General features: G+C 52.1%; 25 protein-coding genes. 20 read left to right on the forward strand and 5 right to left on the reverse strand.

Going from position 1 to position 25,706, the window contains the following annotated elements:
- Positions 1 to 23: 23 nt before the first annotated feature.
- Positions 24 to 761 (reverse strand): 16S rRNA (uracil(1498)-N(3))-methyltransferase, encoded by a 738-nt coding sequence (locus tag ACIKP9_RS12590; protein WP_400883532.1) that lies wholly within the window; start codon positions 759 to 761, stop codon positions 24 to 26.
- Positions 762 to 819: 58 nt separating this feature from the next.
- Here ACIKP9_RS12590 and ACIKP9_RS12595 point away from each other — a divergent pair, with 58 nt between their 5' ends.
- The 13 genes from ACIKP9_RS12595 (at position 820) to ppa (ending at position 15,340) form a co-directional block, all read left to right on the forward strand.
- Positions 820 to 1,383 carry a thioredoxin family protein gene (locus tag ACIKP9_RS12595; protein ID WP_400883534.1) on the forward strand — a complete coding sequence of 188 codons (564 nt, stop codon included), beginning with the start codon at positions 820 to 822 and terminating at the stop codon, positions 1,381 to 1,383.
- Positions 1,384 to 1,619: 236 nt separating this feature from the next.
- The gene (gene tkt, locus ACIKP9_RS12600; protein ID WP_400883537.1) at positions 1,620 to 3,608 is read left to right on the forward strand and encodes a transketolase; all 1,989 of its coding nucleotides are present in this window, start codon (positions 1,620 to 1,622) and stop codon (positions 3,606 to 3,608) included.
- Between the two features lie 85 nt (positions 3,609 to 3,693).
- Positions 3,694 to 4,695: a type I glyceraldehyde-3-phosphate dehydrogenase gene (gene gap, locus ACIKP9_RS12605; protein ID WP_400883540.1), complete on the forward strand. Its 1,002-nt coding sequence runs from the start codon at positions 3,694 to 3,696 to the stop codon at positions 4,693 to 4,695.
- Between the two features lie 15 nt (positions 4,696 to 4,710).
- Complete coding sequence (locus tag ACIKP9_RS12610) at positions 4,711 to 5,892, forward strand: phosphoglycerate kinase (protein WP_400883542.1); 1,182 nt, start codon at positions 4,711 to 4,713, stop codon at positions 5,890 to 5,892.
- Between the two features lie 212 nt (positions 5,893 to 6,104).
- Complete coding sequence (locus tag ACIKP9_RS12615) at positions 6,105 to 7,760, forward strand: OmpA family protein (RefSeq protein ID WP_400883873.1); 1,656 nt, start codon at positions 6,105 to 6,107, stop codon at positions 7,758 to 7,760.
- Between the two features lie 33 nt (positions 7,761 to 7,793).
- Positions 7,794 to 9,299, forward strand: a complete 1,506-nt coding sequence (locus ACIKP9_RS12620; protein ID WP_400883545.1) for a hypothetical protein — start codon at positions 7,794 to 7,796, stop codon at positions 9,297 to 9,299.
- Entirely contained in the window at positions 9,296 to 10,126 is an 831-nt protein-coding gene (locus ACIKP9_RS12625) for a hypothetical protein (RefSeq protein WP_400883547.1), read from the forward strand. The genes ACIKP9_RS12620 and ACIKP9_RS12625 overlap by 4 nt, the downstream gene beginning before the upstream one ends.
- Before the next feature lie 330 nt (positions 10,127 to 10,456).
- On the forward strand, positions 10,457 to 11,899 hold the full coding sequence (pyk, locus tag ACIKP9_RS12630) for a pyruvate kinase (protein WP_400883549.1): 1,443 nt from the start codon (positions 10,457 to 10,459) through the stop codon (positions 11,897 to 11,899).
- 43 nt (positions 11,900 to 11,942) lie between these two features.
- Positions 11,943 to 12,992, forward strand: a complete 1,050-nt coding sequence (gene fba / locus ACIKP9_RS12635) for a class II fructose-bisphosphate aldolase (RefSeq protein ID WP_400883552.1) — start codon at positions 11,943 to 11,945, stop codon at positions 12,990 to 12,992.
- 69 nt (positions 12,993 to 13,061) lie between these two features.
- Positions 13,062 to 13,481 (forward strand): phosphate-starvation-inducible protein PsiE, encoded by a 420-nt coding sequence (locus ACIKP9_RS12640; protein ID WP_230348940.1) that lies wholly within the window; start codon positions 13,062 to 13,064, stop codon positions 13,479 to 13,481.
- Positions 13,482 to 13,502: 21 nt separating this feature from the next.
- The gene (locus ACIKP9_RS12645; RefSeq protein WP_400883555.1) at positions 13,503 to 14,396 is read left to right on the forward strand and encodes a phosphoribosylaminoimidazolesuccinocarboxamide synthase; all 894 of its coding nucleotides are present in this window, start codon (positions 13,503 to 13,505) and stop codon (positions 14,394 to 14,396) included.
- A gap of 24 nt (positions 14,397 to 14,420) precedes the next feature.
- Complete coding sequence (locus tag ACIKP9_RS12650; protein WP_400883876.1) at positions 14,421 to 14,714, forward strand: YkvA family protein; 294 nt, start codon at positions 14,421 to 14,423, stop codon at positions 14,712 to 14,714.
- A 98-nt stretch (positions 14,715 to 14,812) separates the two neighbouring features.
- Positions 14,813 to 15,340 (forward strand): inorganic diphosphatase, encoded by a 528-nt coding sequence (gene ppa, locus ACIKP9_RS12655; protein ID WP_400883556.1) that lies wholly within the window; start codon positions 14,813 to 14,815, stop codon positions 15,338 to 15,340.
- Between the two features lie 67 nt (positions 15,341 to 15,407).
- Here the strand turns inward: ppa and ACIKP9_RS12660 are convergent, their stop codons facing one another.
- Genes ACIKP9_RS12660 through ACIKP9_RS12675 form a run of 4 tightly spaced genes read right to left on the reverse strand, consistent with a single transcriptional unit; the run spans position 15,408 to position 18,211 of the window.
- Positions 15,408 to 16,214, reverse strand: a complete 807-nt coding sequence (locus ACIKP9_RS12660) for an ABC transporter permease (protein WP_400883559.1) — start codon at positions 16,212 to 16,214, stop codon at positions 15,408 to 15,410.
- Positions 16,214 to 16,954: an ABC transporter ATP-binding protein gene (locus tag ACIKP9_RS12665; protein ID WP_400883562.1), complete on the reverse strand. Its 741-nt coding sequence runs from the start codon at positions 16,952 to 16,954 to the stop codon at positions 16,214 to 16,216. The genes ACIKP9_RS12660 and ACIKP9_RS12665 overlap by 1 nt, the downstream gene beginning before the upstream one ends.
- Entirely contained in the window at positions 16,951 to 17,742 is a 792-nt protein-coding gene (locus ACIKP9_RS12670; protein ID WP_400883564.1) for a sulfite exporter TauE/SafE family protein, read from the reverse strand. The genes ACIKP9_RS12665 and ACIKP9_RS12670 overlap by 4 nt, the downstream gene beginning before the upstream one ends.
- Before the next feature lie 52 nt (positions 17,743 to 17,794).
- Positions 17,795 to 18,211 carry a DciA family protein gene (locus ACIKP9_RS12675; RefSeq protein ID WP_400883567.1) on the reverse strand — a complete coding sequence of 139 codons (417 nt, stop codon included), beginning with the start codon at positions 18,209 to 18,211 and terminating at the stop codon, positions 17,795 to 17,797.
- 24 nt (positions 18,212 to 18,235) lie between these two features.
- On the opposite strand from ACIKP9_RS12675, the gene ACIKP9_RS12680 reads away from it, so the two are divergent.
- From ACIKP9_RS12680 to ACIKP9_RS12710, 7 genes are all read left to right on the forward strand, one after another.
- Positions 18,236 to 19,102, forward strand: coding sequence for a M23 family metallopeptidase (locus ACIKP9_RS12680; protein ID WP_400883570.1), 867 nt, complete (start codon positions 18,236 to 18,238; stop codon positions 19,100 to 19,102).
- A 72-nt stretch (positions 19,103 to 19,174) separates the two neighbouring features.
- A complete protein-coding gene (secA, locus tag ACIKP9_RS12685) occupies positions 19,175 to 21,895 on the forward strand; it encodes a preprotein translocase subunit SecA (protein ID WP_400883572.1) in 2,721 nt (906 codons plus the stop codon).
- A 12-nt stretch (positions 21,896 to 21,907) separates the two neighbouring features.
- A complete protein-coding gene (locus tag ACIKP9_RS12690) occupies positions 21,908 to 22,093 on the forward strand; it encodes a DUF1289 domain-containing protein (RefSeq protein ID WP_230348930.1) in 186 nt (61 codons plus the stop codon).
- 135 nt (positions 22,094 to 22,228) lie between these two features.
- Positions 22,229 to 23,458, forward strand: a complete 1,230-nt coding sequence (gene argJ, locus ACIKP9_RS12695; RefSeq protein WP_400883574.1) for a bifunctional glutamate N-acetyltransferase/amino-acid acetyltransferase ArgJ — start codon at positions 22,229 to 22,231, stop codon at positions 23,456 to 23,458.
- A gap of 8 nt (positions 23,459 to 23,466) precedes the next feature.
- Positions 23,467 to 24,342 carry an ATP-binding protein gene (locus ACIKP9_RS12700; protein ID WP_400883576.1) on the forward strand — a complete coding sequence of 292 codons (876 nt, stop codon included), beginning with the start codon at positions 23,467 to 23,469 and terminating at the stop codon, positions 24,340 to 24,342.
- Positions 24,339 to 25,271, forward strand: coding sequence for a Nudix family hydrolase (locus ACIKP9_RS12705; protein WP_400883578.1), 933 nt, complete (start codon positions 24,339 to 24,341; stop codon positions 25,269 to 25,271). Before ACIKP9_RS12700 ends, ACIKP9_RS12705 begins: the two co-directional genes overlap by 4 nt.
- Before the next feature lie 2 nt (positions 25,272 to 25,273).
- Positions 25,274 to 25,699, forward strand: coding sequence for a hypothetical protein (locus tag ACIKP9_RS12710; RefSeq protein WP_400883581.1), 426 nt, complete (start codon positions 25,274 to 25,276; stop codon positions 25,697 to 25,699).
- Positions 25,700 to 25,706 lie beyond the last annotated feature (7 nt).

Consider the following 25,706-nt stretch of genomic DNA (forward strand, 5'->3'; position numbering starts at 1 on the left):
TTTGATCTGCGTCAGGAGGGGTGTTATGCAGTGAAATCGCCCCACAAGATCTGCATGCTGGCGATGGCAGCAAGGGCTGCAGTTTCTGTGCGTAGCACGCGCGGGCCCATGCGCACCGGGGTAAAGCCATGTTGTGCCGCCATGTCGATTTCCTGGTCGGTCAGGCCACCTTCAGGGCCGATTAATAGGCAGATGTTGCTGCCTGTGAGCTTGAGCTGTGGCAGTGTTTGTGGTGCATTCGGTGCCAGGGTGATCAATGCATCTGCTGCAGGTTTTTGCGCTAGCCATTCAGGCAGGCTTAGGGGTGATGCAACTTGAGGCACAAAAGCGCGGCCAGACTGTTCGCAGGCAGAAATGGCGACATTCTGCCAATGCTCGCGACGTTTTTCTGCGCGTTCGCCCGCTAGCTTGACCACGCTGCGCTGGCTGGCAATGGGCTGAATGGCAAATGCGCCCATCTCTACCGCTTTCTGGATAGTGAAGTCCATGCGGTCGCCAGAGGAAATGGCTTGTGCCAGTGTGATCTTGAGCGGCGACTCTGTGGGGCGTGGGTGCGCCTCAATCGTCAGGGCATTGACCTCCTGCTTGCGGACAGACGTCAGCTTGCCCAGGTAATCGTGCCCATCGCCGTTGAATAGGATGACAGCATCGCCCACTTGCATGCGCAGCGCTTTGCTCGCGTGAATTGCGGCATTGTCTGGCAATGTGGTTTCGTGGCCGGGAGATAGTGCGCCAGGGTGGTAAAAGCGGGGTGCGGACATGAGGTGGTGTAATATTGGCGGTTAATTTACAAGAATTCTAATGGAAGGAGCATGCGTTATGGCAAGTCTAAATCCACCAGTGTGTGATTTTGGCTGGAAAGCGCCAGATTTCAAGCTGTCCGGTGTTGATGGACGCGACTGGTCGCTGTCTCAGGTAAAAGGCGTTAACGGCACCCTGGTGATGTTTATCTGTAATCATTGCCCTTATGTGCAGGCCATTCGCGAGCGACTGGTGGCAGACGTGCGTGCCTTGCGTGAGTTGGGTATTAATACCGTCGCGATTTCCTCCAATGACGCAGAGGCTTACCCCGATGACTCCTTTGAAAAAATGGCCGAGGTGGCCCGCGAGTTTCACTTTCCTTTTCCTTACTTGTTTGATGATAGCCAGCAAGTCGCCAAGGCTTATGGCGCGGTGTGTACGCCTGATTTCTTTGGCTTCAATGCCCATCTTGAATTGCAGTACCGGGGGCGTTTTGACAACCAGGGACGGGTGATGACACCAGTGGATAACCCCACACGCGATCTATATAGCGCAATGAAGCTGGTGGCCGAAACTGGGCGTGGCCCGGCGGAGCAGACGCCCTCGATTGGTTGCTCCATCAAGTGGCGTGAAGTGGCATAGCCGTTTAACAATATAAATGAATATGCTGTGGCATCAACAGGATTAATCTCCTGTTGGTATTGCTGAAAAGGCTCATCTAAGGAATAATTATGGGCTAAATACCTCTTCGTCGCTGAGGCTTGCAATTGTTTCGGCATCCTGACTATTCAGAGGTTTTTCAAGAATTTGAGTGAGGCTTCCTCCAGCCTTGTATGTGCTGGAGAAGCCTTTTTCTCTTCAACCGTAGGGAGATATGTATGGCAGCAACTCGTCAAGAATTGGCAAATGCCATCCGCGTGTTATCCATGGACGCAGTTCAGAAGGCAAACTCTGGACACCCTGGTGCACCGATGGGCATGGCAGATATCGCAGAAGTTCTGTGGAACCACCATCTGCGCCACAACCCAAGCAACCCTAACTGGGCTGACCGTGACCGTTTCATTCTGTCCAACGGCCATGGCTCCATGTTGATCTACTCCTTGCTGCACCTGACAGGCTACGACCTGAACATGGATGACATCAAGTCTTTCCGTCAACTGCATTCACGTTGCGCTGGCCACCCTGAATATGGCTATGCTCCTGGCGTTGAAACTACGACTGGTCCTCTGGGTCAAGGTATCACCAATGCAGTTGGTTTTGCGATGGCTGAAAAGCTGCTGGCTGACCAATTCAACAAGCCTGGTCACGACATCGTTAACCACTACACATACTGCTTCCTCGGTGATGGCTGTCTGATGGAGGGTGTTTCCCACGAAGCTGCTGCGCTGGCTGGCACATGGGGTCTGGGCAAGCTGATCGCAATCTGGGATGACAACGGCATCTCTATCGATGGTCACATCGAAGGTTGGTACACAGACGATACAGTGAAGCGTTTTGAAGCTTACGGCTGGCACGTGATTAGCGTTGACGGTCACGACTTTGAAGCTGTGAACGCTGCTATCGAAGCTGCGAAGAAGGTTACTGACAAGCCAACTTTCATTGCTGCAAAGACTATCATCGGCAAGGGTTCCCCGAACAAGTCTGGTTCCCACGACTGCCACGGTTCCGCACTGGGCCTGGAAGAAGTTGCAGCCACTCGTGAAGCGCTGGGTTGGACACACGAGCCATTCGTTATCCCTGAAGAGGTGTACGCTGGCTGGGATGGCAAGGCTAAGGGTTCCAAGCTGGAAAGCGATTGGGATGCTAAGTTCGACGCTTATGCCAAGATCTACCCAGCAGAAGCTGCTGAGTTCAAGCGCCGTATGGCAGGCGAGCTGCCAGCTAACTGGAAGGAAGCCACTGATGCATTCATCAAGGCAACCAACGAAAAGGCTGAAGGCGTTGCTACACGTAAGGCTTCCCAAAACGCGATTGCTGCCCTGGCACCTGTATTGCCAGAATTCCTCGGCGGCTCTGCTGACTTGACAGGTTCCAACCTGACTAGCTGCTCCAGCTTCAAGCACGTTGATGGCAAGAACCCAGGTAACTACATCTCTTACGGTGTGCGTGAATTCGGTATGTTCGCGATCATGAACGGTATGGCACTGCACGGTGGCTTGTTGCCATTCGGCGGTACTTTCCACATGTTCTCCGACTACGCCAAGAGCGCACTGCGTATGGCAGCCCTGATGAAACAGCGCACTATCGCTGTCCTGACACACGATTCTATCGGTCAAGGCGAAGATGGTCCTACTCACCAGCCTATCGAAAACACTGCTGGCCTGCGTTACATTCCTCGTATGGATGTATGGCGTCCTGCTGATTCCGTTGAAACTGCGATTGCATGGGTAGCTGCAGTTGAGCGTAACGATGGTCCTTCCAGCTTGGTATTGAGCCGTCAAAACGTGCCTGGCATCAAGCACGACGAGCAGCACTTCGACCTGATCCGCAAGGGTGGTTATGTGTTCTCTGACGTTGCAGGCAAGGCTGATGTCATCATCATCAGTAACGGTTCCGAACTGGATCTGGCGATCAAGGCTGCTGCTGAGCTGAACGCTGCTGGTACCAAGGTGCGCGTGGTTTCCATGCCATCCACCAACGTATTCGACCGTCAAGACCAAGCCTACAAGGACAGCGTATTGACTCCAGGTGTGAAGCGCGTAGCTGTTGAAGCTGGCGTAACCGACTTCTGGCGCAAGTATGTTGGTCTGGAAGGTGCTGTTGTTGGTATCGATACCTTCGGCGAATCCGCTCCAGGTGGCGCGCTGTTCAAGCACTTCGGCTTCACTGTTGAAAACGTAGTGAAGACCGTCAAGTCCGTGCTGTAATGACAGGTAGTAACTAAAAAAGGGGGCCAGTCATGCTGGCTCCCTTTTTGTTTTTAAAGAACACAATCAGGACAGGGAAAAACTCATGACAATCAAGGTTGGCATCAATGGCTTTGGCCGTATCGGTCGCATGGCATTCCGTGCGGCGATCAAGGATTTTACTGATATCGAAGTAGTCGCAATCAATGACCTGCTGGAGCCAGATTACCTGGCTTACATGCTCAAGCATGACTCCGTGCATGGTCGCTTCAATGGCGATGTCGCCGTCAGTGGCAATAATCTGATCGTGAATGGCAAAACTATCCGCCTGACTGCAGAGCGTGACCCTGCTAACCTGAAATGGGATGAAGTCGGTGTCGATGTTGTGGTGGAATGTACCGGCTTTTTCTTGACCGAAGAAACCTGCCAGAAGCACATTGACGCAGGTGCCAAGAAGGTTGTGCAATCTGCCCCTTCCAAGGACGATACCCCCATGTTTGTCTACGGTGTGAACCATGACACCTACAAGGGTCAGGCGATCGTTTCTGCTGCATCCTGCACCACCAATGGCTTGGCACCTGTTGCCAAGGTATTGAACGACAGTTTCGGCATCAAGCGCGGCTTGATGACCACTGTACACGCAGCCACTGCGACACAAAAAACTGTCGATGGCCCTTCCAACAAGGATTGGCGCGGTGGTCGCGGCATCCTGGAAAACATCATTCCTTCTTCCACCGGTGCTGCCAAGGCCGTGGGCAAGGTGATTCCTGGGTTGAATAAAAAGCTCACTGGCATGGCGTTCCGCATCCCGACCAGCGATGTATCCGTCGTCGACTTGACCGTTGAGCTGAACAAGGAAGCCACTTACGAGCAGATCGTTGCTGCCATGAAGGCTGCCTCTGAAAGTGGCCCGCTCAAGGGTGTACTTGGTTTCACGGATGAAAAAGTTGTCTCCACCGATTTCCGTGGCAATGCCTACCCTTCCATTTTTGACGCTGATGCTGGTATCCAGCTTGATCCTACCTTCGTCAAGATCGTGGCTTGGTACGACAACGAGTATGGCTACACCTGCAACATGATGCGCCTGGTGCGTCATATCGCCAGCTAAGCCGGGGAGTAGACCATGACAGTAATCCACATGACAGACCTCGACTTGGCGGGCAAGCGCGTCTTTATTCGCGCTGACCTCAATGTGCCAGTCAGCGATGGCAAGGTAACTTCCGATGCACGTATCACGGCATCCATCCCAACGATTCGCCAGGCTTTGGATGCCAAGGCATGCGTCATGGTGACTTCCCACCTGGGACGCCCGGAAGAAGGCGTGTATTCAGAGGAAAATTCCTTGCAACCCGTTGCTGATGTCTTAGCTGACAAGCTCGGCCAGCCTGTGCGCCTGATCAAGGATTGGGTCAATGGCGGTTTTGAGGTGGCAGAAGGCGAAGTGGTGCTGCTGGAAAACTGCCGCTTCAACAAGGGTGAGAAAAAGAATCTCGAAGAAACCGCACGCAAATACGCTGCCTTGTGTGATGTCTTTGTCATGGACGCCTTCGGTACCGCCCACCGTGCAGAAGCTTCTACCTATGGCATCGCACAGTATGCCCCCGTCGCTGCTGCTGGCTTGCTGCTCACTGGCGAGTTGGATGCCCTGGGCAAGGCTTTATGCGAGCCTGCACGCCCGATGGTCGCTATCGTTGGTGGCTCCAAGGTTTCCACCAAGTTGACAGTGCTGGAAAGCCTGGCTGAAAAAGTCGACCAAATGGTTGTCGGTGGTGGCATCGCCAACACCTTCCTCAAGGCCGCAGGCAAGCCGATTGGTCGCTCATTGAATGAAGACGATCTCGTGCCCACCGCACAATGCCTGATGGAAAAAATGTCCAAGCGCGGTGCCGCTGTGCCAATCGCCGTGGATGTGGTCTGCGGCAAGCAATTCGACCCCGATGAGCCCGCCGTGCTCAAGTCTGCCGATGATGTTGCTGCTGATGACATGATCTTCGACATCGGCCCAGAATCCGCCAAGCAGCTTGCCGAGATCATCATGAATGCCGGCACTGTGGTCTGGAATGGCCCGGTCGGCGTATTCGAATTTGATCAATTCGGCAAAGGCACCAAAACCATCGCCGATGCCATCGCCAAGACCAAGGCCTTTACACTGGCTGGCGGCGGCGACACCATCGCTGCCATCCAGAAATACGACATCTACGACAAGGTGTCTTACATCTCGACAGCTGGCGGTGCATTCCTAGAGTTTCTTGAGGGCAAGAAATTGCCAGCAGTGGAAATTTTGGAGCAGCGTGCCAAGAGTTGATTGTTTAGATTAGTTTGATAAAAAGGAGCCTGTGGGCTCTTTTTTTACTTATGCTCCTTGGGCATAAGCAAGAATGTTGATGTTGTCATTCTGAGAGTAAGCTTGGAAATTATAGCGCTTGAGTTGACAGGTACATCTGCGTTATCTCAAACTTGGGACTTCTAATAATAAATTAACAGCATATATTCAAGGGGGAGTCTCGTTTGTCATCTGTGCCATATCCTAAGCGATGGGTAGTCATCGTCGTATCTTTATCTCTTGGTCTTCAGAGTTGCGTCACTACAGATCCAAAAACAGGTCGGCCTTCTCTCGGTGAAACTTTCAAGCAAACCTTTGCGAGTGATGACCCCTGTGCTAACAATGCTCGTAATATTGGGATTGTGGCAGGTGCATTGATTGGTGGACTGGTCGGCAATAAAGTCGGTGGCAGTAACAAGGTTGTGGGTACGTTAATTGGTTTGGGTTTGGGTGGTGCTGTGGGTGGGCTGATCGGCTCTGAGGTTGATAAGCGACAATGCGAACTAGCCAAGATTCAGAAAAAATACGATTTAGAGATGCAGGTTATCCCAATTGAGGTACAGGCCGTTGAAGGCAGTGCTTCAAAACCAGCTGAGATGCAGAAAGTTGGCTTGTCGGTTTCTGTCGTGGATGTGGATGGTAAACCTCAATTCGATTCAGGCTCTGCCAACCTGGAACCTGATGCCAAGATACATTTCGCTGAAATTGCCCGGCAATACTCCTTGAAAGCTCAGCTTGAGGCTTTGGGGAGTAATGCCTCTCATCAGGAAAAAGACAAGGTAGATCAAGCATTTAAGGTGAAAAGAGTGTTATTGATTGGGCATACCGATGACACTGGTAATACGACACTGAATGCTGATCTCTCGGAACAGCGTGCACGTGCTGTGGCTGCCCTGTTCAAAGCCAATGGTGTTGGTGAGGAGCAACTTTATTATCAAGGGGCAGGCGAAACTCTGCCGATCGCAGATAACCGCACGCTGGATGGACGCGCGAAAAATCGGCGTGTAGAGATTGTCGACCTTAGTAATGAGGAGGTATTTAATCTTTATTTGCAAACACGCCGTGCTAATACCGCCTATTATCGACCTGCTGAGTCAGAAAATCCTGTGATGAAGTCGGCTCATCAAGAGGCTGCCGTAGTCAAACAAACGAATAAGAAAGTGGTTGAAACCAAAATTTCCAAGAGTTTGCCCCTGTCTACTCCTAAAGATGAGAAGACACGATCTAAAACACCTGCGCCCGTTATTGTCCCTGCTTCCAACACCATTGATTTTGGCGGTGTGCCGTTCAGCACAAAAGTGGCGAGTCTTGATGTAGGGGAAATCAAGCCATCCGGCCGCACTTTGCGCTTGATCAGTGAGGCTGAGGCCAGTGATATGTCCGCTATCCGCACCTGTGACCTGGATCGACCTCGCCAAACTGGTGCGGTCAAATCCCTGAAAGGAGATAAGGCAGTCGCAACGAGTGAGCATTTGCCAGGGCTTTATGGGCGTAGCTGGTACGATAGTGTCGGAGGACATTTAGTCGTGCTGAACAATGTGTCTGTGCTGCGCGATGGCGCTGCACCTGCTAATGCACCAGGGGTGAAGGTGTATACCCAATATGACGCATCCAAAACAAAATCCAAGGCAGATGTCGACCTCACTCCTGTAGTCAATACCTATCAAGGCAGTAATGGCTTGCTTTATCGTGTGTTTATGGGAGGGGAGGCTGGCATGAAATGTATGGATATTCTTTGGCCTCAGGACAGTGGTCTGGTCACTGCCAAGGCAGGCAAGATACTTTATAGTCGTTCTGGCAATGAGTACGTAGTTGATTTCAAACCTAAACTGATCAACTCTACAAAGTAATTCGATAATAACAACTTAAAGGGGAACAATAATATGCAAGAGTTTTTTGCAACCTATCCATTGCTAGCCTGGAGCGTGGTCAGCACTATGATTGCCTTGGTGGTGGTAGTGGCATTATGGGATCAAGTAAAGTGGTGGTGGCTGAATACCTGGATGAGTTTTCCTCTCATCGGACGAATTAACACGTTGTCCAAAGACCTGAACCGTGATGTAACAAATCCTTCATGGTTCAAGGCAGAAAAGGCGCTTTGCCGAGATTACAAAAAGTTTATCAGGATCCAGAATGAGCTGGATTTCAATGACAAGATTGAATATTTGACTAAAGCCGGAGATAACGGACGCAAAGCGATTCCTATGTGGATATGGATACTGACCGTCGCTATGGTGTTTGTCGAGGCGATGGGTTTTAGTTATGTCCTCGCTGGATATACCTTGCCAGGCGCAAGTGAGAATCTACAACAAACCGGTGCTTACGGTATCGCTTTCCTAATATCTATAATCTTGGTGGCCTTAACCCATTTTGCCGGACATGAGTTGTATAAGTCAGGAAAGATTGCGCATGCGCGGCGCGAATGGGCTGAGGATGGGCGCAAGCATAAACTGACGACCGGGACGGTTGCTTTAGCCAAACCACAATCGATTGATGATGATCAACCGCGTTATACCCAGTTATGCAACCGCGTAGGTACGCATCCCAGCTATAAGATTACTATTCTCACGGCAGTGTTTGTCGTTTCTGTTGCAGTATTTGCAACATATGTTCGCGGGCAAGTATTGGAGAAATCCTTGCATCAGGAGGTGGTTGGAGCTAGTCAGGTAGTCGGTGCGAACAATGCAGATGGCTTGGACTTCTCGAATGATCTTGTGTTGCCGGAAGCTGATTTGGCTCAAAACCAAGCAGCGGTGGATAAGGCTCGCGCCGATGAAACCTCAATAGATCGTCATGGCGGCTGGGCAACTTTTATTGTGCTGGCATTTGTCTTCGTGTTCTTACAAATTCTTGGGGTGATATTTGGTCACCGATGGGGATTTGCAGGTCAGAACAGCGCAGCGGCATTTGCTGATATTGGTTATGGGCGTTACAACACGTACTCGGACGTTCGCGAGCACTATCAAGAGATTACTGATACGGCACAATCCAAGCTTGAAACGCTACAACAAAAGTTGATGGATAGAAATGCGCAGCATGGAACAGATGGTATGCATACAAGTAAAAGTTTTTACGATTTTCTGGAATTGAGTCGTCAAGAAGAGTCCAAGGATCGTGAAAGCCAACGTCAACATACGCAGCGTCAGGCTGAAGCACGCCAGACAAAGGTTGTGACAAATGCTCAGGATTTTAGTGTAGTGGTTTCATTGCCAGATGCATTGCGTACGCTTGATAGTCTGCAAGATAAAAACGCAAAGAAAGACTTTATTCATAGCTTACCAGTCGAGTTACAGACAGAGGTGCTTGAAGCTATCAAAAAGGCCAAGCTGGCAGAGCAGGAAAAAGTGAATCGCTCCAAGCTGGATTCGGAATTGGATGATTTATTATGAAATATAACCACCTCATAGCTTCGGTTGGGATGCTGTTTTTGTCCGGGTTGGCGCAGGCAGGAGGCGCGGTACCTACCTGTTATCAGGCCAAGCTTCTGCCTCAAGGCGTTAAAACAGACACTGAAATCTTTGTTGTCGTGGATCAGACCACGATGTTTGACAATGCATTGAAGCAATCGATTGCAAATAATGTGCGTCCGTTTTTAAGTGCCAACAATGCATTTTCTGTCATTCGTTTTTCAGCCTACACACAAGGGCAATATACTGAAATATTGTCTGCTGGTAGTCTGGATCCATTGATTGAGCAAAGTGCTAGAAACGACATATCCAAGCCTATCTTGTCCAAGTTTGATCAGTGTATGGACAATCAGCCTAAACTAGCTGCGCAGTTGGCGGGAGCGGCACTAAAAAAAGCGTTTGGAGGGAGTAGTGCATCTATTAGTAAATCTGATGTGATCGGCAGCCTTAAAGATATTTCAAGCAGGGTACGTCAATCATCAGCTAGTCAGAAAGTCGTGCTAGTGGCTTCAGATATGTTAGAGAACTCTTCGGTGACCAGTTTTTATGCTAATCAGGCAGTGCGCACTATTCAGCCAGAGAAAGAATTAGCGCTCGTAGAGAAGCACGGCTTGTTCGGTGATTTTGCCGGAGCGAGAGTGTATGTCATTGGTGCAGGTCTGTTGGCTGATGATGCTAAGACAAAATCAGTCTATCGGTCACCGCAAACAATGCAGGCGCTGGAAAATTTTTGGAAACAATATTTTCAGCGCTCTAATGCGCAATTGCTGGAATTTGGACAGCCAGCTTTGCTCAATGCTGTTAGGTGATTGGCAACTGAGCTTGTGCTGAGATGGTGTCTGGCGAATGCAAGATGCATCTTGCTCGTCAGTCATAGGGGCGGATTTAAAAGATGTCCGCAACTTTTTTAAGCATAAAGCTGATGTTGGATTGCCATAAGCATCTCTTTCTAGCTTAGTGCTTATAGCCTCGAAGCTTACTTCTTTCCTCAGTCCACGGGCAACACATTGCGTAGGGTGCCCACATCTGATTGCAACACGTCACCTAAGCCTATTTTAATGGCACAAAATATGCACCATTCCCCCTAGGTGCTGTCAGCTTTAACATGAGTCCCTAGAGGAATAGTTAGGAAAATGTTTATGGCATTACGTAAAACCAAGATTGTGGCGACGCTGGGGCCGGCTTCCAGTGAGGAGTCGGTGATTGAGCGGTTGGTGGATGCCGGCGTGGATGTGGTGCGGTTGAATTTTTCGCATGGGTCGGCGCAGGATCATATAGACCGCGCTGAACTGGTGCGTGATATATCGCGGCGTAGTGGACGCCCTGTGGGGGTGTTGTGTGATTTGCAGGGGCCGAAGATACGCATCGGTAAATTTGAGAATGACCGCATTTTGCTCAAGGTCGGAGACAAGTTCATCCTGGATGCAGCATGCAAGCTGGGTAATCAGGAGCGGGTGGGGCTGGATTACAAGACCTTGCCATCCGAGGTGGAGCCGGGGGCGGTGTTGCTGCTGGATGATGGACGTATTGTATTGAGTGTGGACGCCGTGAATGGTGGCGAGGTGTATTGTACGGTCACGGCTGGCGGGATGCTCTCCAACAACAAGGGCATCAATCGTCAAGGTGGCGGGCTCTCTGCCCCGGCACTGACGCTGAAAGACCAGGAAGATATCCAGACTGCAGTGGCGTTAGAAGCGGATTATATTGCGGTCTCATTCCCGCGCAGTGGTGCGGATATAGAGCTTGCTCGCCAGTTGGTGGAAGAGGCTGGCGGTCATGCAGCCATTGTCGCCAAGATCGAGCGCGCGGAGGCGATTGATGCGCTAGAGGAGATTATCGATGCGGCCGATGTGATCATGGTCGCGCGTGGTGATCTCGGTGTAGAAGTCGGTGATGCGGCGGTGCCTGGCTTGCAGAAGCGCATGATCCGCACTGCGCGCATGCGCAACAAGCTGGTGATCACGGCAACGCAGATGCTGGAATCCATGATCAGTAGCCCGATCCCAACCCGGGCGGAAGTTTCTGATGTGGCGAATGCGGTGTTGGATGGCACCGACGCAGTGATGCTCTCGGGCGAGACCGCAGTAGGGCATTATCCGGTGGAGGCTATCCAGGCCATGCATCGCGTCTGCCTAGAGGCGGAAAAAGAATACGACAGCCAGCACTTGAAAGCGCCTATTCATGATGAGTTTGGTTTTATCGATGAAGCGATTGCGATGGCGGCGGTATATACGGCCAAGCACCTGGATGTGAAGGCGATTGCGGCACTGACCAAGTCAGGGTCTTCTGTCACCTGGTTGTCACGTTCCAACACTAATGTGCCGATTTATGCGCTCACGACCGAGCGCAACACGCGGCGCAAGCTGTCGCTGTATCGCGGCGTATACCCGTACCACATCGAGCAGCCTAGCCGCGAGCTAGGCAAGATTCTCTACGATGCCGAAGAGTTGCTGTTGCGCCTTGGTGCGGTGCAGCGCGATGATCTCATGATGCTGACGTTTGGGGAGCCCATTGGCAAGGCGGGGGGCACCAATACCTTGCAGATTGTTAAAGTGGGCGAGCACAGGCGTGAACAACATTAGGCGAGAGCGACGAGGCCGCTCAACAACATGAGAGGATGTGCCCATGGCACTGATTAGCTTACGTCAATTGCTGGATCACGCGGCCGAGCACGATTACGGCGTGCCAGCGTTCAATGTCAATAACCTTGAGCAGGTGCAGGCCATCATGCAGGCGGCAGATGCCTGTGATAGCCCAGTGATCATGCAGGCCTCTGCCGGTGCTCGCAAATATGCGGGCGAGGAGTTTCTACTCAAGTTGATGGAGGCTGCGATCAGCAGTTATCCGCATATTCCTGTTGTGCTGCATCAAGATCATGGCACCAGCCTGGCTGTATGCTTGCATTCCATCAAGCACGGCTTTAGCAGTGTGATGATGGATGGTTCTTTGCTGGAGGATGCGAAGACGCCATCGAACTATGCCTATAACGTCGAGGTAACGCGACAGGTGGTGCTGGCAGCCCATGCCGTGGGCGTGTCGGTGGAAGGGGAGCTTGGCGTACTTGGCTCACTGGAAACTGGCCTGGCAGGTGAGGAGGATGGTGTGGGGGCTGAGGGGCATCTTGATCACAGCCAGTTGCTCACCAGTCCGGCTGAGGCAGTGGATTTTGTCGCGCAGACAGGTGTAGATGCGTTAGCGATTGCGATTGGCACTTCACATGGGGCTTATAAATTCAAGCGCCCACCGACTGGCGAAACGCTTTCCATCAGCCGTATTCGAGAAATCCACGCCCAGCTGCCGAATACGCATTTAGTGATGCATGGCTCATCTTCCGTGCCGCAAGAGTGGTTACGTGTAATCAATGAGTATGGTGGCGAAATCCCTGAGACTTATGGCGTCCCGGTGGAAGAAATCGTCAAAGGCATACAAAACGGCGTGCGTAAGGTAAATATTGATACTGATCTGCGCCTGGCTTTTACCGGGGCTTTGCGCCATTTCCTTGGGCGGCCGCAACACCGGGCCGAGTTTGACCCACGTAAAATACTGGCGGCGGCGACCCAGGCGATGCAGGGCTTATGCCAGGAGCGTTTTGAGGCATTTGGCTCAGCAGGACATGCGGCGAAAATCAAGCCAATTCCACTCGAGAAAATGGCTCAGCGCTATTTTTTAACCTGATCTCATTGCTCACGTTGTGCAGAATTTACAGCGTATAATGCCGGGATTATTTGCCTGGTACTTATCGCTATGCAGCCCAATAAATACAGTAAATTAGGTCAACAAGGCATCGGTTTGGTCGAGCAGGCCCTGCTGGTATTCATTGCGCTGGCAACGATCGTGGCTACAGGGCAGGCCGCGTTGCATATCTGGGAAATGAGGGCGGTAACCGTGGCAGATTTGCTGCTGTTATTTCTTTACCTCGAAATTCTCACCATGCTCAACCATTACTTGAGCTCGGGCACATTGCCGGTGCGTTATCCCTTGTATATCGGCATTATCGCGCTGGCGCGTTACTTGGTGCTCGACATCAAGGAGCTGGAGGCCTGGCGTATTTTTGCCGTGGCAGCTTCTATCCTGCTGATAGCGATTGCCATCTTGGTGGTGCGCTACGGGCATGTGAAATTCCCTTATTCCGATGGCCCTGAACAGGACCATCACTCGAAATAGTTTTTGATAAAGGTAAGCGTTTTGACTACTCCCCTCATGCAGTCCAGTATCAAGAGCCTGAAACTGATTAATCAGGGCAAGGTACGGGATATCTACGATATTAATGACCAATATATGTTGCTGGTGGCGAGTGATCGTTTATCAGCGTTCGATGTGATCCTGCCAACGCCTATCCAGGATAAAGGCGCGATTCTCACCAAGATTGCCAATTTCTGGTTTGAGAAACTCCAGCATGTGGTGCCTAACCACTTGACGGGTATCGACCCTGATAGCGTTGTGACTGACCCCGCTGAGAAAGCCCAGCTTGGGCCACGTGCATTGGTGGTGAAAAAGTTGAAGCCTTTGCCAATCGAGGCGATTGTGCGTGGTTACCTCGCGGGTTCCGGCTGGAAAGAATACAAGGCCAGCCAGAGCGTATGTGGCATCCCCCTGCCAGCAGGCCTGCAAGAGGCATCACAGTTGCCAGAGCCATTGTTTACGCCTTCGAGCAAGGCAGAGGTGGGTGATCATGATGAGAACATCACCCTGGAAAAATGCGCCCAGTTACTCGGAAAAGAGCTGGCTGACAAAGTCGCCCGTATCAGCGTGCAGTTATACAAGGAGGCTGCAGCTTATGCCTTGAGCCGCGGCATTATCATCGCTGACACCAAATTCGAATTTGGTCTGGATGAAGCGGGTGAGCTGTACTTGATCGATGAAGTATTAACCCCTGATTCATCACGCTTCTGGCCGCAGGATCAATATCAGGTGGGTAGCAACCCGCCCAGTTTTGACAAGCAATATGTCAGGGACTGGCTTGAATCTACCGGCTGGAACAAGACTCCTCCTGGCCCGCAATTGCCTGATGATGTTGCGGCAAGCACTGCTGCCAAGTATCGCGAGGCCTACGAACGCCTGACTGGCAAGCCGTTTTAACGCTAGGTAGCTGGATAAGTGCCATTGATAGATAAGCTGAAATCACTGGCGCGACAGCTCAAGACTGAGCTGGAAGTCTATCGCTTGGTGTTGCGCCACCCGCAGACGCCTTGGCTTGCCAAGGTGCTGCTAGGTTTGGCAGTGGGTTACTTGCTATTGCCATTTGACTTGATCCCTGACTTTATTCCCATTCTTGGGCAACTGGATGACTTGGTCATTGTTCCAGCCTTGTTCTACCTGGGCGTCAGGTGTGTGCCGATAGAGGTAGTCGTGGAATGCAGGCGCGAAGTCGCCGCACGCGAGGCAAGCCCCAGGTGATTTTTACTGCTGATTTAGGCTAAAATCCCGCGTTAACTTTACGTGGTTTGCAAAAACCATCCATCATTCAAACCAACCCATATTTTAAGGATAACCGCATGTCCCTTTCTAATGTGCCAGCAGGCAAAGACATCCCTAACGACTTTAACGTCATTATCGAAATCTCCATGCGTGGCGAGCCCATCAAGTTCGAAGTGGACAAGGATAGCGGTGCAGTATTCGTTGATCGTTTCATGGGTACTTCCATGCACTATCCATGCAACTATGGCTATATCCCGCAAACGCTGTCAGAAGATGGTGACCCGGTTGATGTGTTGGTGATCACGCCCATCCCATTGCAGCCAGGCGTCGTGATCCGTTGCCGTGCGATTGGTGTACTGACCATGGAAGATGATGGTGGTGTGGATGCCAAGGTGCTGGCTGTGCCTGTGGACAAAATTTGCCCACAATACAAGGATGTGAAGAGCTATCACGATATCCCTGAGTTCCAGCTGGCGCCAATCGCCCATTTCTTCGAGCACTACAAGGATCTCGAAAAAGGTAAGTGGGTCAAGGTCGGCGAGTGGAAGGGTGTAGATGAAGCCAAGGCAGAAATCGTTGCTGGCGTAGCGCGTTACGGCAAGTAAGTTTTTCTGGATTGGCATGAATAAAAAACGGCGCTTAAGCGCCGTTTTTTATTGCTGGAGAATAACGCTATTCACCGACTTGTAGCAGAAGGCCTCGTTGCCGGGCAATTCTGAAATAGCCCAAAAACACGGCAATGCCAATGCTGATGAAGACAATGTTGAGGCCAATCGCCCATTGCATGTGATGCAGGTTGAAGCTGTGCTCCAGCAGCAATTCGCGCATGCCTTCAAACACATGGCTGGCAGGCAATGCCAGCGCAACAGGCTGTAGCCAGTGTGGCAAGGTAGCAACCGGGTAATAGATAGCGCATAAAGGCTGGATCGCGAAGACGCTGACCCAGGCAATGCTTTCAGCCCCCATGCCGTAGCGCAGTACGATACCGGATACCATCAGGCCAATCGCCCAGCCCATGACGATGAGGTTGAGGAAAAAGGCGATAAGAGGCAGGCCCATGTCGTAGATGTTGTAGCCGAATAGCGGGATGGCGATCAGTGTTGCACCACCGATGCCAATCAAGGTGCGGATCAGGCTCATGAGCAGCAGGGAGGCTACCATTTCATACGGGCGCAAAGGGCTGACGAATAAATGCCCCAGGTTACGCGACCACATTTCCTCCATGAAGACGAGCGCAATGCCGAGCTGGCCACGGAAGAGTACGTCCCATAGCAATACGCCCGAAAGCAGGATGCCGCTAGCCTGTGCAATCAGGCTGCTATTGCCTTGCAGGTATAAGGTGATGAAGCCCCATAGCACCATTTGCACGGTAGGCCAGTACACCATCTCCAGCACCCGCGGCCAGGATGAACGCATGAGGTAAAGGTGGCGTAATGCTACTGCGCCGATGCGGCGCAAGGAAAAGTGCACGTCTTGCATCAGGCAAGCTCCTGGCTGCGAGCGATGTCGATAAAGACTTCTTCAAGGTTGTTGCGGCCATATTTTGCGATCAGGCTGGCGGGTGTGCCAATGTCCACAACTTGCCCTTTGCGCATCATGATGACATCCGCAGCCATACGCTCGACCTCGGCCATGTTGTGTGAAGCCAGCAGAATGCTGGCGCCAGTGTCGCGCTGGTATTGCTCCAGATAGCTGCGAATTGAGTCGGCAGTATCAGGGTCGAGGGATGCCGTTGGTTCGTCCATCAGTAGTAACTCTGGTTTGTTGAGCAGGGATTTAGCCAGGGAAACACGGGTTTTCTGCCCAGCAGAAAGTTGTCCATAGCGTTTGTCCAGTAATGTATCAAGGTTAAGGGCAGTGGCTAACTCTTCAATGCGCTGCTTCAGTGCGGGTAAGCGGTAAAGGTGGCCGTAAACCGTGAGGTTCTGGCGAATGGTAAGTCTTTGCGGCAGGTCTACGTAAGGTGAGGAGAAGTTCATGCGGTGCAACAGGCGGTAGCGATGTTGCAGCATATCCTCACCCAAGATGCGGATGCTCCCCTGGCTCGGTGTGAGCAAGCCCAACAGCATGGCAATCGTCGTGGTTTTTCCTGCGCCATTGCCACCCAGCAAGGCGGTGGTAACGCCGCGCTTTGCCTGGAAATTCAGGTTGTTGACGGCGCAGAATTGGTCAAAGTATTTGTATAGGCCCTGAACCTCAATCACGAGTGCTGGGCTCATATCAAGCTCCAGATCATTTTAAGGCCAACGATGTAAAGCAATAGTGCAAATAATTTTTTCAATACCGGAACAGGTAATTTGTGTGCCAGATAAGCGCCTAAAGGGGCAGTTAGCATGCTGGCAAGTGCAATGCCAATGAATGCTGGCAGGTAAATATAACCGAGGCTGTATTCCGGCAAATTACCTTGCGCTAATCCGGTGATGATGAACCCCATGGTGCCAGCGACGGCAATCGGTAGGCCTATCGCCGAAGAAGTACCGATGGCATAGCGTGCGTTGAAATTGCAGTAGAGGAGGAAAGGTACTGAGAGCGATCCTCCACCAATACCGACTAGGCTGGACAAAACGCCGATCAGGCCGCCCATGCTCAAGGTGCCGAACTTGCCGGGCAATTGCCGATGGGAGGCTGGTGTGAAGTTCAGCACCATCTGGGTGGCAATCAATAATGCGAACACGGCAAAGATGACTTTGAGTATGACCGTGTTGAGTTGGCCCGCCAACACTGCTCCGAGTAGGGTGCCCATGACAATCCCGGGCGTAATGAGCTTGACCACAGGCCAATGCACATTCTGTTTTTTATGGTGTGCTCGGGCTGAGGAGATCGAGGTGACGATGATGGTCGCCAGCGATGTGCCTAGCGCAATATGCATGATGTGCTGTGCCGGAAACGCGAGCGCCGTAAAGATGAAGACGAGAATGGGCACAATCACCGTGCCACCACCTACGCCTAGTAGACCCGACAGGATACCTGCCCCGGCGCCGGCAATGAAGTAGAGTAAAAATTCCATAGTGAAGGTCTGACTTTATCCTGATCAATAACAGAGGAAGGGTGGGTGGTTACTATCGTCGACTCGACAGTCGTGCGATCGCATCTCCAAGCGGAGAACCCTGCAATTCCTTCGCCAGTTTTTCAAGGCTGGCTGCTGCGGCTGGGCTTAGCGTGCGCACTTGTTTGGCAGGTTTTCCTGCGACAGATTGCACTTGCACTTCCACCCGAATTGAAGTAACTTCAAGCCCTTGTTTTTTCAGCCCAAGCATCAGGCTGGGCAGCATTAGCTTGATTTTTGCAGCGATGGCGCCATTGGTGGCATAGACCGTCAGGCGCTTGTGGCTGAGACTTCCTGCTTGCGTATAAGGTTTCAGTGCAGCGGGAACGACGGCATTCCATTTTTGCTGCGACAGTGTCAATTGTTCTGCTTGTTGCGACAGCGCTGCCAGTTCGGCGCTTTCAGTAAACAATGCACTTACACGCAGCATGCCGGACTCTCCCAAGGGGAAGCAATGAACATCATATTAGTATCGAATAGTACAGCACGGACGCGCAGCATCTCGTTGCCACTGGTCTTGCTTATCATCGGGCTGTTGAGTTTGCTACCAGCCTTGCTGGTTTGGGCCCTTATTGTGCCACATGGCACACACCAGCACAAAGGCATCCCCACCTCGATCCATTTCGTCAGTGCCAGCGAGCAGGCGCATATTGACGCCTTGGCGCAACAGGTGGGCGAGATGGAGGCCCGGGTATTGCGGCTTGATGCCTTGGGGGCAAGGCTCTCGAACCTGGCTGGAGTCAAGGGGGCGGATGCAGATGCCTTGCCGCCTGGGCGTGGTGGCCCTATGGTGGATGCGCGCACTATGTCAGGTGTTGAGCTGGAGAAACACATCCATGCCTTGACGCAATCCATAGAGCTTAATGGCGATAAATTAAGCCTGCTTGAGGCCACGATGTTGCAGCAGCGCTTGAAGGCGAGTACATTGCCGAGCACCATGCCGACGGTGGTGGCTTATAACTCTTCCAGTTATGGTTGGAGAGTGGACCCTTTCTCTGGCAAGGAGGCTTTTCATGAAGGCCTGGATTTTGTCGCGGACAGCGGAACACCGATTTATGCATCTGCCGCAGGAATTGTAACGGCTGCGGAGCAGACCCCCGACTATGGTAGAATCGTGAAGATTAACCACGGCTCGGGGCTGGAAACACGATATGCCCATGCGTCACAGTTGTTGGTGAAGGCAGGGGAGCGGGTTGAGCGTGGGCAGTTGATCGCCCGCGTTGGTAGTACTGGGCGCTCTACCGGGGCACACCTGCATTTCGAGGTGCGCTTGAATGGAGCAGCCTTGGATCCACGCAAGTATTTGCAAAGTGCAAATTAAATATTTGATTTATTAACTAACTTATAAAGCTAACCTAGAGGTTTCCGTCTAACGGAAAAGTGGTGCCACTTCATGTTCTCCGCGTTGTTCAAAAAAATCTTCGGTAGCCGTAACGAACGGCTGGTCAAGCAGTATGCACAAAACGTCAAGGCTATTAATGCGCTGGAACCCAGCATGCAGGCATTGACGGACGAACAGCTCAAAGCCAAGACAGATGAATTCAAACAGCGCTACCAGCAGGGCGAGTCGCTCGACAAGTTGTTGCCAGAAGCGTTTGCCGTAGTGCGTGAAGGTGGTCGCCGTGTGCTCAATATGCGCCACTTCGATGTGCAAATGATCGGCGGCATGGTATTGAACGCAGGCAAGATTGCCGAAATGCGTACCGGTGAGGGTAAGACCTTGGTGGCGACATTGCCAGCCTACTTGAATGCTCTCAGTGGCAAGGGTGTGCACGTTGTCACCGTGAATGATTACCTGGCACGACGCGATGCTGAGTGGATGTCTCGCCTGTATAACTTCCTGGGATTGAGCGTGGGTATTAACCTGTCGCAAATGCCGCATGACGAAAAGCAAAAGGCTTATGCGGCCGATATTACCTACGGCACCAATAACGAATTCGGTTTTGACTACCTGCGCGACAATATGGTGTTTACCGCAGAGGAGCGCGTGCAGCGCGGCCTTAATTATGCCCTGGTTGATGAAGTTGACTCCATCTTGATTGACGAGGCACGTACACCACTGATTATTTCCGGCCAGGCCGATGACAGTATTGATCTGTATCTGCAGATGAACAGCATTGCTGCCAAGATGATTCGCCAGGAAAAAGAAGATGGCGAAGGTGATTTCTGGGTGGATGAAAAGTCACACCAGGTCTTGCTCTCGGAGCAAGGACATGAGCATGCAGAGGCTCTGCTGGCCGAAGCGGGCTTGCTGGCTGAAGGTAGCAGCCTCTACGATGCTGCCAATATCAGCCTGGTGCACCATATGTATGCTGCGCTGCGTGCGCAATCGCTCTATCACCGCGATCAGCACTATGTGGTGCGCGATGGCGAAATCGTGATCGTCGATGAATTTACCGGCCGCATGATGGCTGGTCGCCGCTGGTCTGATGGCTTGCACCAGGCTGTTGAAGCCAAAGAAGGTGTGACCATCCAGAAGGAAAACCAGACCCTGGCTTCGATTACCTTCCAGAATTATTTCCGCATGTACGGCAAGCTGTCTGGTATGACAGGTACTGCCGATACCGAAGCCTATGAATTCAACCAGATTTACGGCCTGGAAACTGTCGTGATTCCTACCCATCGTGGCTTGCAACGTAAAGACCAGATGGACAAGGTATACCGCACAGGCAAGGAAAAGTATCAGGCTGTTATTGAAGATATTAAAGAGTGCCAGAAGCGTGGCCAGCCTGTGCTGGTCGGGACTACCTCTATTGAAAACTCCGAGTTAATCTCAAAATATCTCAACGAGGCCAAGCTAGACCATCAGGTACTGAATGCCAAGCAGCATGAACGTGAAGCTCACATTATTGTGCAAGCGGGTCGTCCTGGCATGATCACGATTGCAACCAATATGGCTGGCCGCGGTACCGATATTGTGTTGGGCGGTAACCCCGAGCCTGAGATTGCCGTGATTGAGGCCGATGAAAGTTTGTCTGAATCAGACAAGGCTGATCGTATTGCCAAGTTGAAGGCAGAGTGGCAAGTGCAGCATGATGCCGTGCTGGCTGCCGGTGGTTTGCATATTATCGGTACCGAGCGCCATGAATCCCGTCGTGTTGACAATCAGTTGCGTGGTCGTGCTGGTCGTCAGGGTGACCCAGGCTCCAGTCGATTCTATCTTTCGTTGGAAGATCAACTGCTGCGCATTTTTGCTTCTGACCGTGTTGCTGCCATCATGGAGCGCTTGAAGATGCCTGAAGGCGAGGCGATTGAGCATCCCTGGGTGACGCGTGCAATCGAGAATGCCCAGCGTAAGGTTGAGGGACGTAACTTCGATATTCGCAAGCAATTGCTTGAGTATGACGATGTATCGAATGACCAACGCAAAGTGATTTACCAACAGCGTAACGAGTTGCTTGAAGCTGCTGATGTGGGTGAAACCATTGCTGTGATGCGTGTCGACGTGATTCATGACCTGATCGCGACTTATATCCCACCAGAAAGCCTGGAAGAACAGTGGGATGTTGCTGGGTTGGAGAAAGCGTTGCAGGCAGACCTAGGCCTGGAAATTCCATTGCAAAAGATGCTGGAAGAAAATCCCAATCTGCATGAAGAAACCCTGCGTGAACACATTGTGGATGCAGCTAATGCGCTTTATCAGGCCAAGGAAGATCAGGCATCTGCGTCTGTGTTGCGTCAGTTCGAGCGTGCCGTGATGCTGCAAAGCCTGGATAACCACTGGCGCGAGCACTTGGCTGCGTTGGATCATTTGCGTCAAGGTATTCACTTGCGCTCCTATGCCCAGAAAAATCCCAAGCAGGAATATAAGCGCGAAGCTTTTGCCTTATTCTCCAGCCTGTTGGACACCGTCAAGCGTGAAGTGACCCAGGTGACCATGCTGGTGAAGGTGCAGAGCGAAGCTGATGTCGAGGCGGTTGAGAAACCTGCCGAGCTTGAGAACGTGCAATACCAGCATGCGGATTATGATGAAGCGCTTGGCAGCAGCGATGAAGCCGATGATGAAGCCTCAGCATCGACATTCGAGCGCGTAGGTGCCAAGGTCGGTCGCAATGATCCATGTCCTTGCGGCTCTGGTAAGAAGTACAAGCAGTGCCATGGCAAGCTGAGTTAAGCGTCTGCAGGGATGCAATCAGTTCCTCAGGTCGCCTCTCCTTGTATTGGTGTATGTGCGCTGGATAGTGAGCGGCAACATTGCACAGGGTGCTGGCGTACGCTCGAAGAAATCAGGGGCTGGCGTACCATGAGTGACCGCGAGCGCTTGCAAGTGCTCAAGGTGATTGAAGCCAGGCGACCTACTGCCAAGCATTAGCCATGACAGTTGTAGCATTCAATAAAAAAGCCGGGATTTCCCGGCTTTTTTATTGTGCACATGCCATGCTGCCATGGGGCAAGCGTCACCTGATTACGGTAAAATCAGGTTTTTGCCTTTCTGAGAAAAGCTATCATGCCAGTCAATCTTGTCGCGCCCGAGGCGCACTCCCTGTTGCCAGTTCCAGGTGTGGAGCTGGGTATTGCCAAGGCGCATATCCGTAAGCCAGACCGCAAGGATATGCTGGTAATCAAACTGGCAGAAGGCGCACGCGTATCTGGCGTGTTCACCACAAACCGTTTCTGTGCAGCACCTGTGACTGTGTGCAAGCAGCACTTGGCAGCAGGGCATGGTATTCGTGCGCTAGTGGTCAACACTGGCAATGCTAATGCGGGCACTGGAGAGCCAGGCTTACAGAATGCAAGGGCTACTTGTGAGGCACTGTCTGGGTTGCTGAACATCAAGTCTGAGCAAGTCTTGCCTTTCTCTACTGGCGTCATCCTAGAACCTTTACCCATGGAGCGCTTGCTTGCTGGCTTGCCGCAATGTGTTGCTAATCTGGGCGAGCAGCACTGGTTTGATGCTGCCGAAGCCATCATGACCACGGATATTGTCTCCAAGGGGGCATCACGGCAAATCACGCTGGGTGGCAAGACTGTGACGATTACCGGTATTTCCAAGGGCTCTGGCATGATCCACCCCAACATGGCGACCATGCTGGGTTATGTGGCGACTGATGCTGCGATTAGCCAGGCTGCGCTGGAGGCCTTGATTGATCATGCCGTCAATCGTTCTTTCAACTGTATTACCGTAGATGGCGATACTTCTACCAACGACTCTTTTATTGTCATGGCGACTGGTCAGGCGGGTAATGCCGAGATCAGTGATGTAGACAGTACAGAATTCCAGCAATTGCAGGATGCTATTACCGAGTTATCCATTGAGCTGGCGCAGGCGATTGTGCGTGACGGTGAAGGTGCGACAAAGTTTATGACTATCCAGGTCGAAGCTGGAAAAGATGTGGAAGAGTGCCGCAAGGTCGCTTATGCAATTGCGCACTCTCCATTGATCAAGACCGCTTTCTTTGCCTCAGATCCTAATCTAGGCCGCATCTTGGCGGCTATCGGCTATGCTGGTATTGATGATCTGGATGTGAACGCCATGCAGCTTTACCTGGGTAATGTATTGGTGGCGGAGCATGGTGGTCGTGCTGCAAGCTATGTCGAAGAGCAAGGTGCTGCCGTGATGCAGGAAGCTGAAATTACCGTGCGTGTGGTGCTGAATCGGGGGCAGGCCAATGCCACGGTGTGGACTTGCGACTTCTCTTATGACTATGTTCGCATTAATGCGGACTACCGCAGCTAGGGTGCAGGATGGCTGATTTTGAGCAGTTGATCACGCGAGCCGAGGCTGTGCTGGCAAGGCTGGAAAGCTTCTTGCCACCGCCTGCTCCCGCACCTGACTGGAGTGCCATTGCCTGGCGCTGGCAAACCCTCAATGGTCGTGGGCATTTGGTGGCTGTGGAGCATCCCCATCACATCAGCCTGAATGACATCCGCAATGTGGATGAGCAAAAGGCCGAGATTGTGCGCAACACCGAGCAGTTTGTGCATGGCTATCCTGCCAATAATGTGTTGTTGACTGGTGCCCGTGGCACCGGAAAATCTTCATTGGTCAAAGCAGTGCTGAGTACATTTGCAGAGCAGGGCTTGCGCCTGGTCGAAGTCGATAAGCAGGATTTGGTGGCATTGCCGGAAATCGTCAGCTTGCTGCGTGAACGCAAGGAGCGATTCGTCATCTTTTGTGATGATTTGTCATTTGAGTCTAGTGACCCGGGCTACAAGGCTCTCAAGGTGGTGCTGGATGGCTCGATTGCCGCGACGTCCGATAATGTCGTGGTCTATGCCACTTCCAATCGCCGCCACTTGATGCCTGAGTTCATGTCGGAAAATCTTGAGGTAACGCGACATAGCGAGGAAATCCGGCCAGGGGACACCACCGAGGAAAAAGTCTCGTTGTCGGAGCGTTTTGGCCTTTGGCTATCGTTTTACTCCTTCAATCAGGACGAATACCTGGCCGTGGTGGAGCAATGGCTCAAGCATTACGGTATTGAGCAAGTGGATGAAGCAACCCGTAGCGCAGCCTTGCTGTTTTCTCATACCCGTGGCGCCCGTAGTGGCCGAGTAGCCTATCAATTTGCCCGTGATCATGTGGGCCGCCAATCATTAGCCGGAGGCAAGGTGTCATGAGTGTTGTGCGTGCCGCCGTAGCTATCTTGCAACGCCCTGATGGGCAGGTGTTGTTGGCCGAGCGCCCAGTAGGCAAGCCTTGGGAAGGCTGGTGGGAGTTTCCTGGAGGCAAGATAGAGGCAGGTGAAACCCCTTTTCATGCCTTGGTGCGTGAGTTGCGCGAGGAGCTTGGCGTCGAGGTGGAAAAGGCGACGCCCTGGATGTTACGTCGCTTTGACTACCCTGATCGCAAAGTCGAATTACATTTCTTTATTGTACGTGATTGGCAGCATGAGCCACGTAGTTGCGAGGGGCAGCAATTAAGCTGGCAGCACCCGACTGCATTGACTGTAGGCCCGATGTTGCCGGCGAACGAGCCTATTCTTGCTGCCTTGAGCCTGCCATCCATCTATGCCATCAGCAATGCTGCCGAGTTGGGTGAAAAGGCTTTTCTGAATCGCCTGCAGTCTGCCTTGGATCAAGGGTTGCGCTTGCTGCAATTACGTGAAAAGCATCTGTCTGCTGACGGATTGCAGCGTCTCGCTGAACAGGTGTTGAAAATGACACAGCCTTATCAGGCGAGAGTACTACTCAACGGCGATGTCGACACTGCACGAGCATTGGGTTTTTCAGGTGTACATTTCTCTGCTGCCAGCCTGATGGCATTGTCGGAGCGTCCACAGCAAATGCTGTGCGCGGCTTCATGCCACGATGCCCGCGAGTTGGCGCATGCGCAATCCTTGGCGCTGGATTTTGTCGTGTTGTCGCCTGTGCTGCCAACATTGAGTCATCCTGATGCTCCAGTCTTGGGTTGGGACGGTTTTGCTGACTTGGCGCATGAAAGTAGCCTGCCGGTTTACGCGCTTGGCGGTATGCAGCCGGAATATCTGGAGCAGGCCTGGCAACAGGGGGCTCATGGTATCGCCATGATGCGCGGAGCATGGGGCTAATCATGTCCTTCAAGCGACCGCTGCGATGGGGCATTGTTTTGCTGTTGATCTTGGGTAGCTTGGGTTATTTCTGGCTGAAATCAAACCACGATGCGATTGAAACCATTGTCTGCGATGCTATTGTGCAGGGCTGTACGCATGGAGACCTGACGGTACGGGCAATGACTCCGCCTACTACTATGCAGGCATTCGAGGTGCGTATCAGCTCGCCTGGCGCAGAATCTGTGCATGCGAGCTTCGATATGGTGGATATGCAGATGGGGATGAATCGTTATCGCTTCCAGCGTCAGCCCGATGGGAGTTGGCGTGCTATGGTGACATTGCCGTTGTGCGTCAGCGGGCGCAGTGACTGGATCATGCTGATTGACATCAAGCATTCATCGCAAGCTCTCCCAGCACATTATCAATTGACATTGACTACCCAGTAACAGATTG

Origin of the sequence: Methylobacillus methanolivorans, from assembly GCF_044751345.1 — a bacterium.
GTDB lineage: Bacteria > Pseudomonadota > Gammaproteobacteria > Burkholderiales > Methylophilaceae > Methylobacillus > Methylobacillus methanolivorans.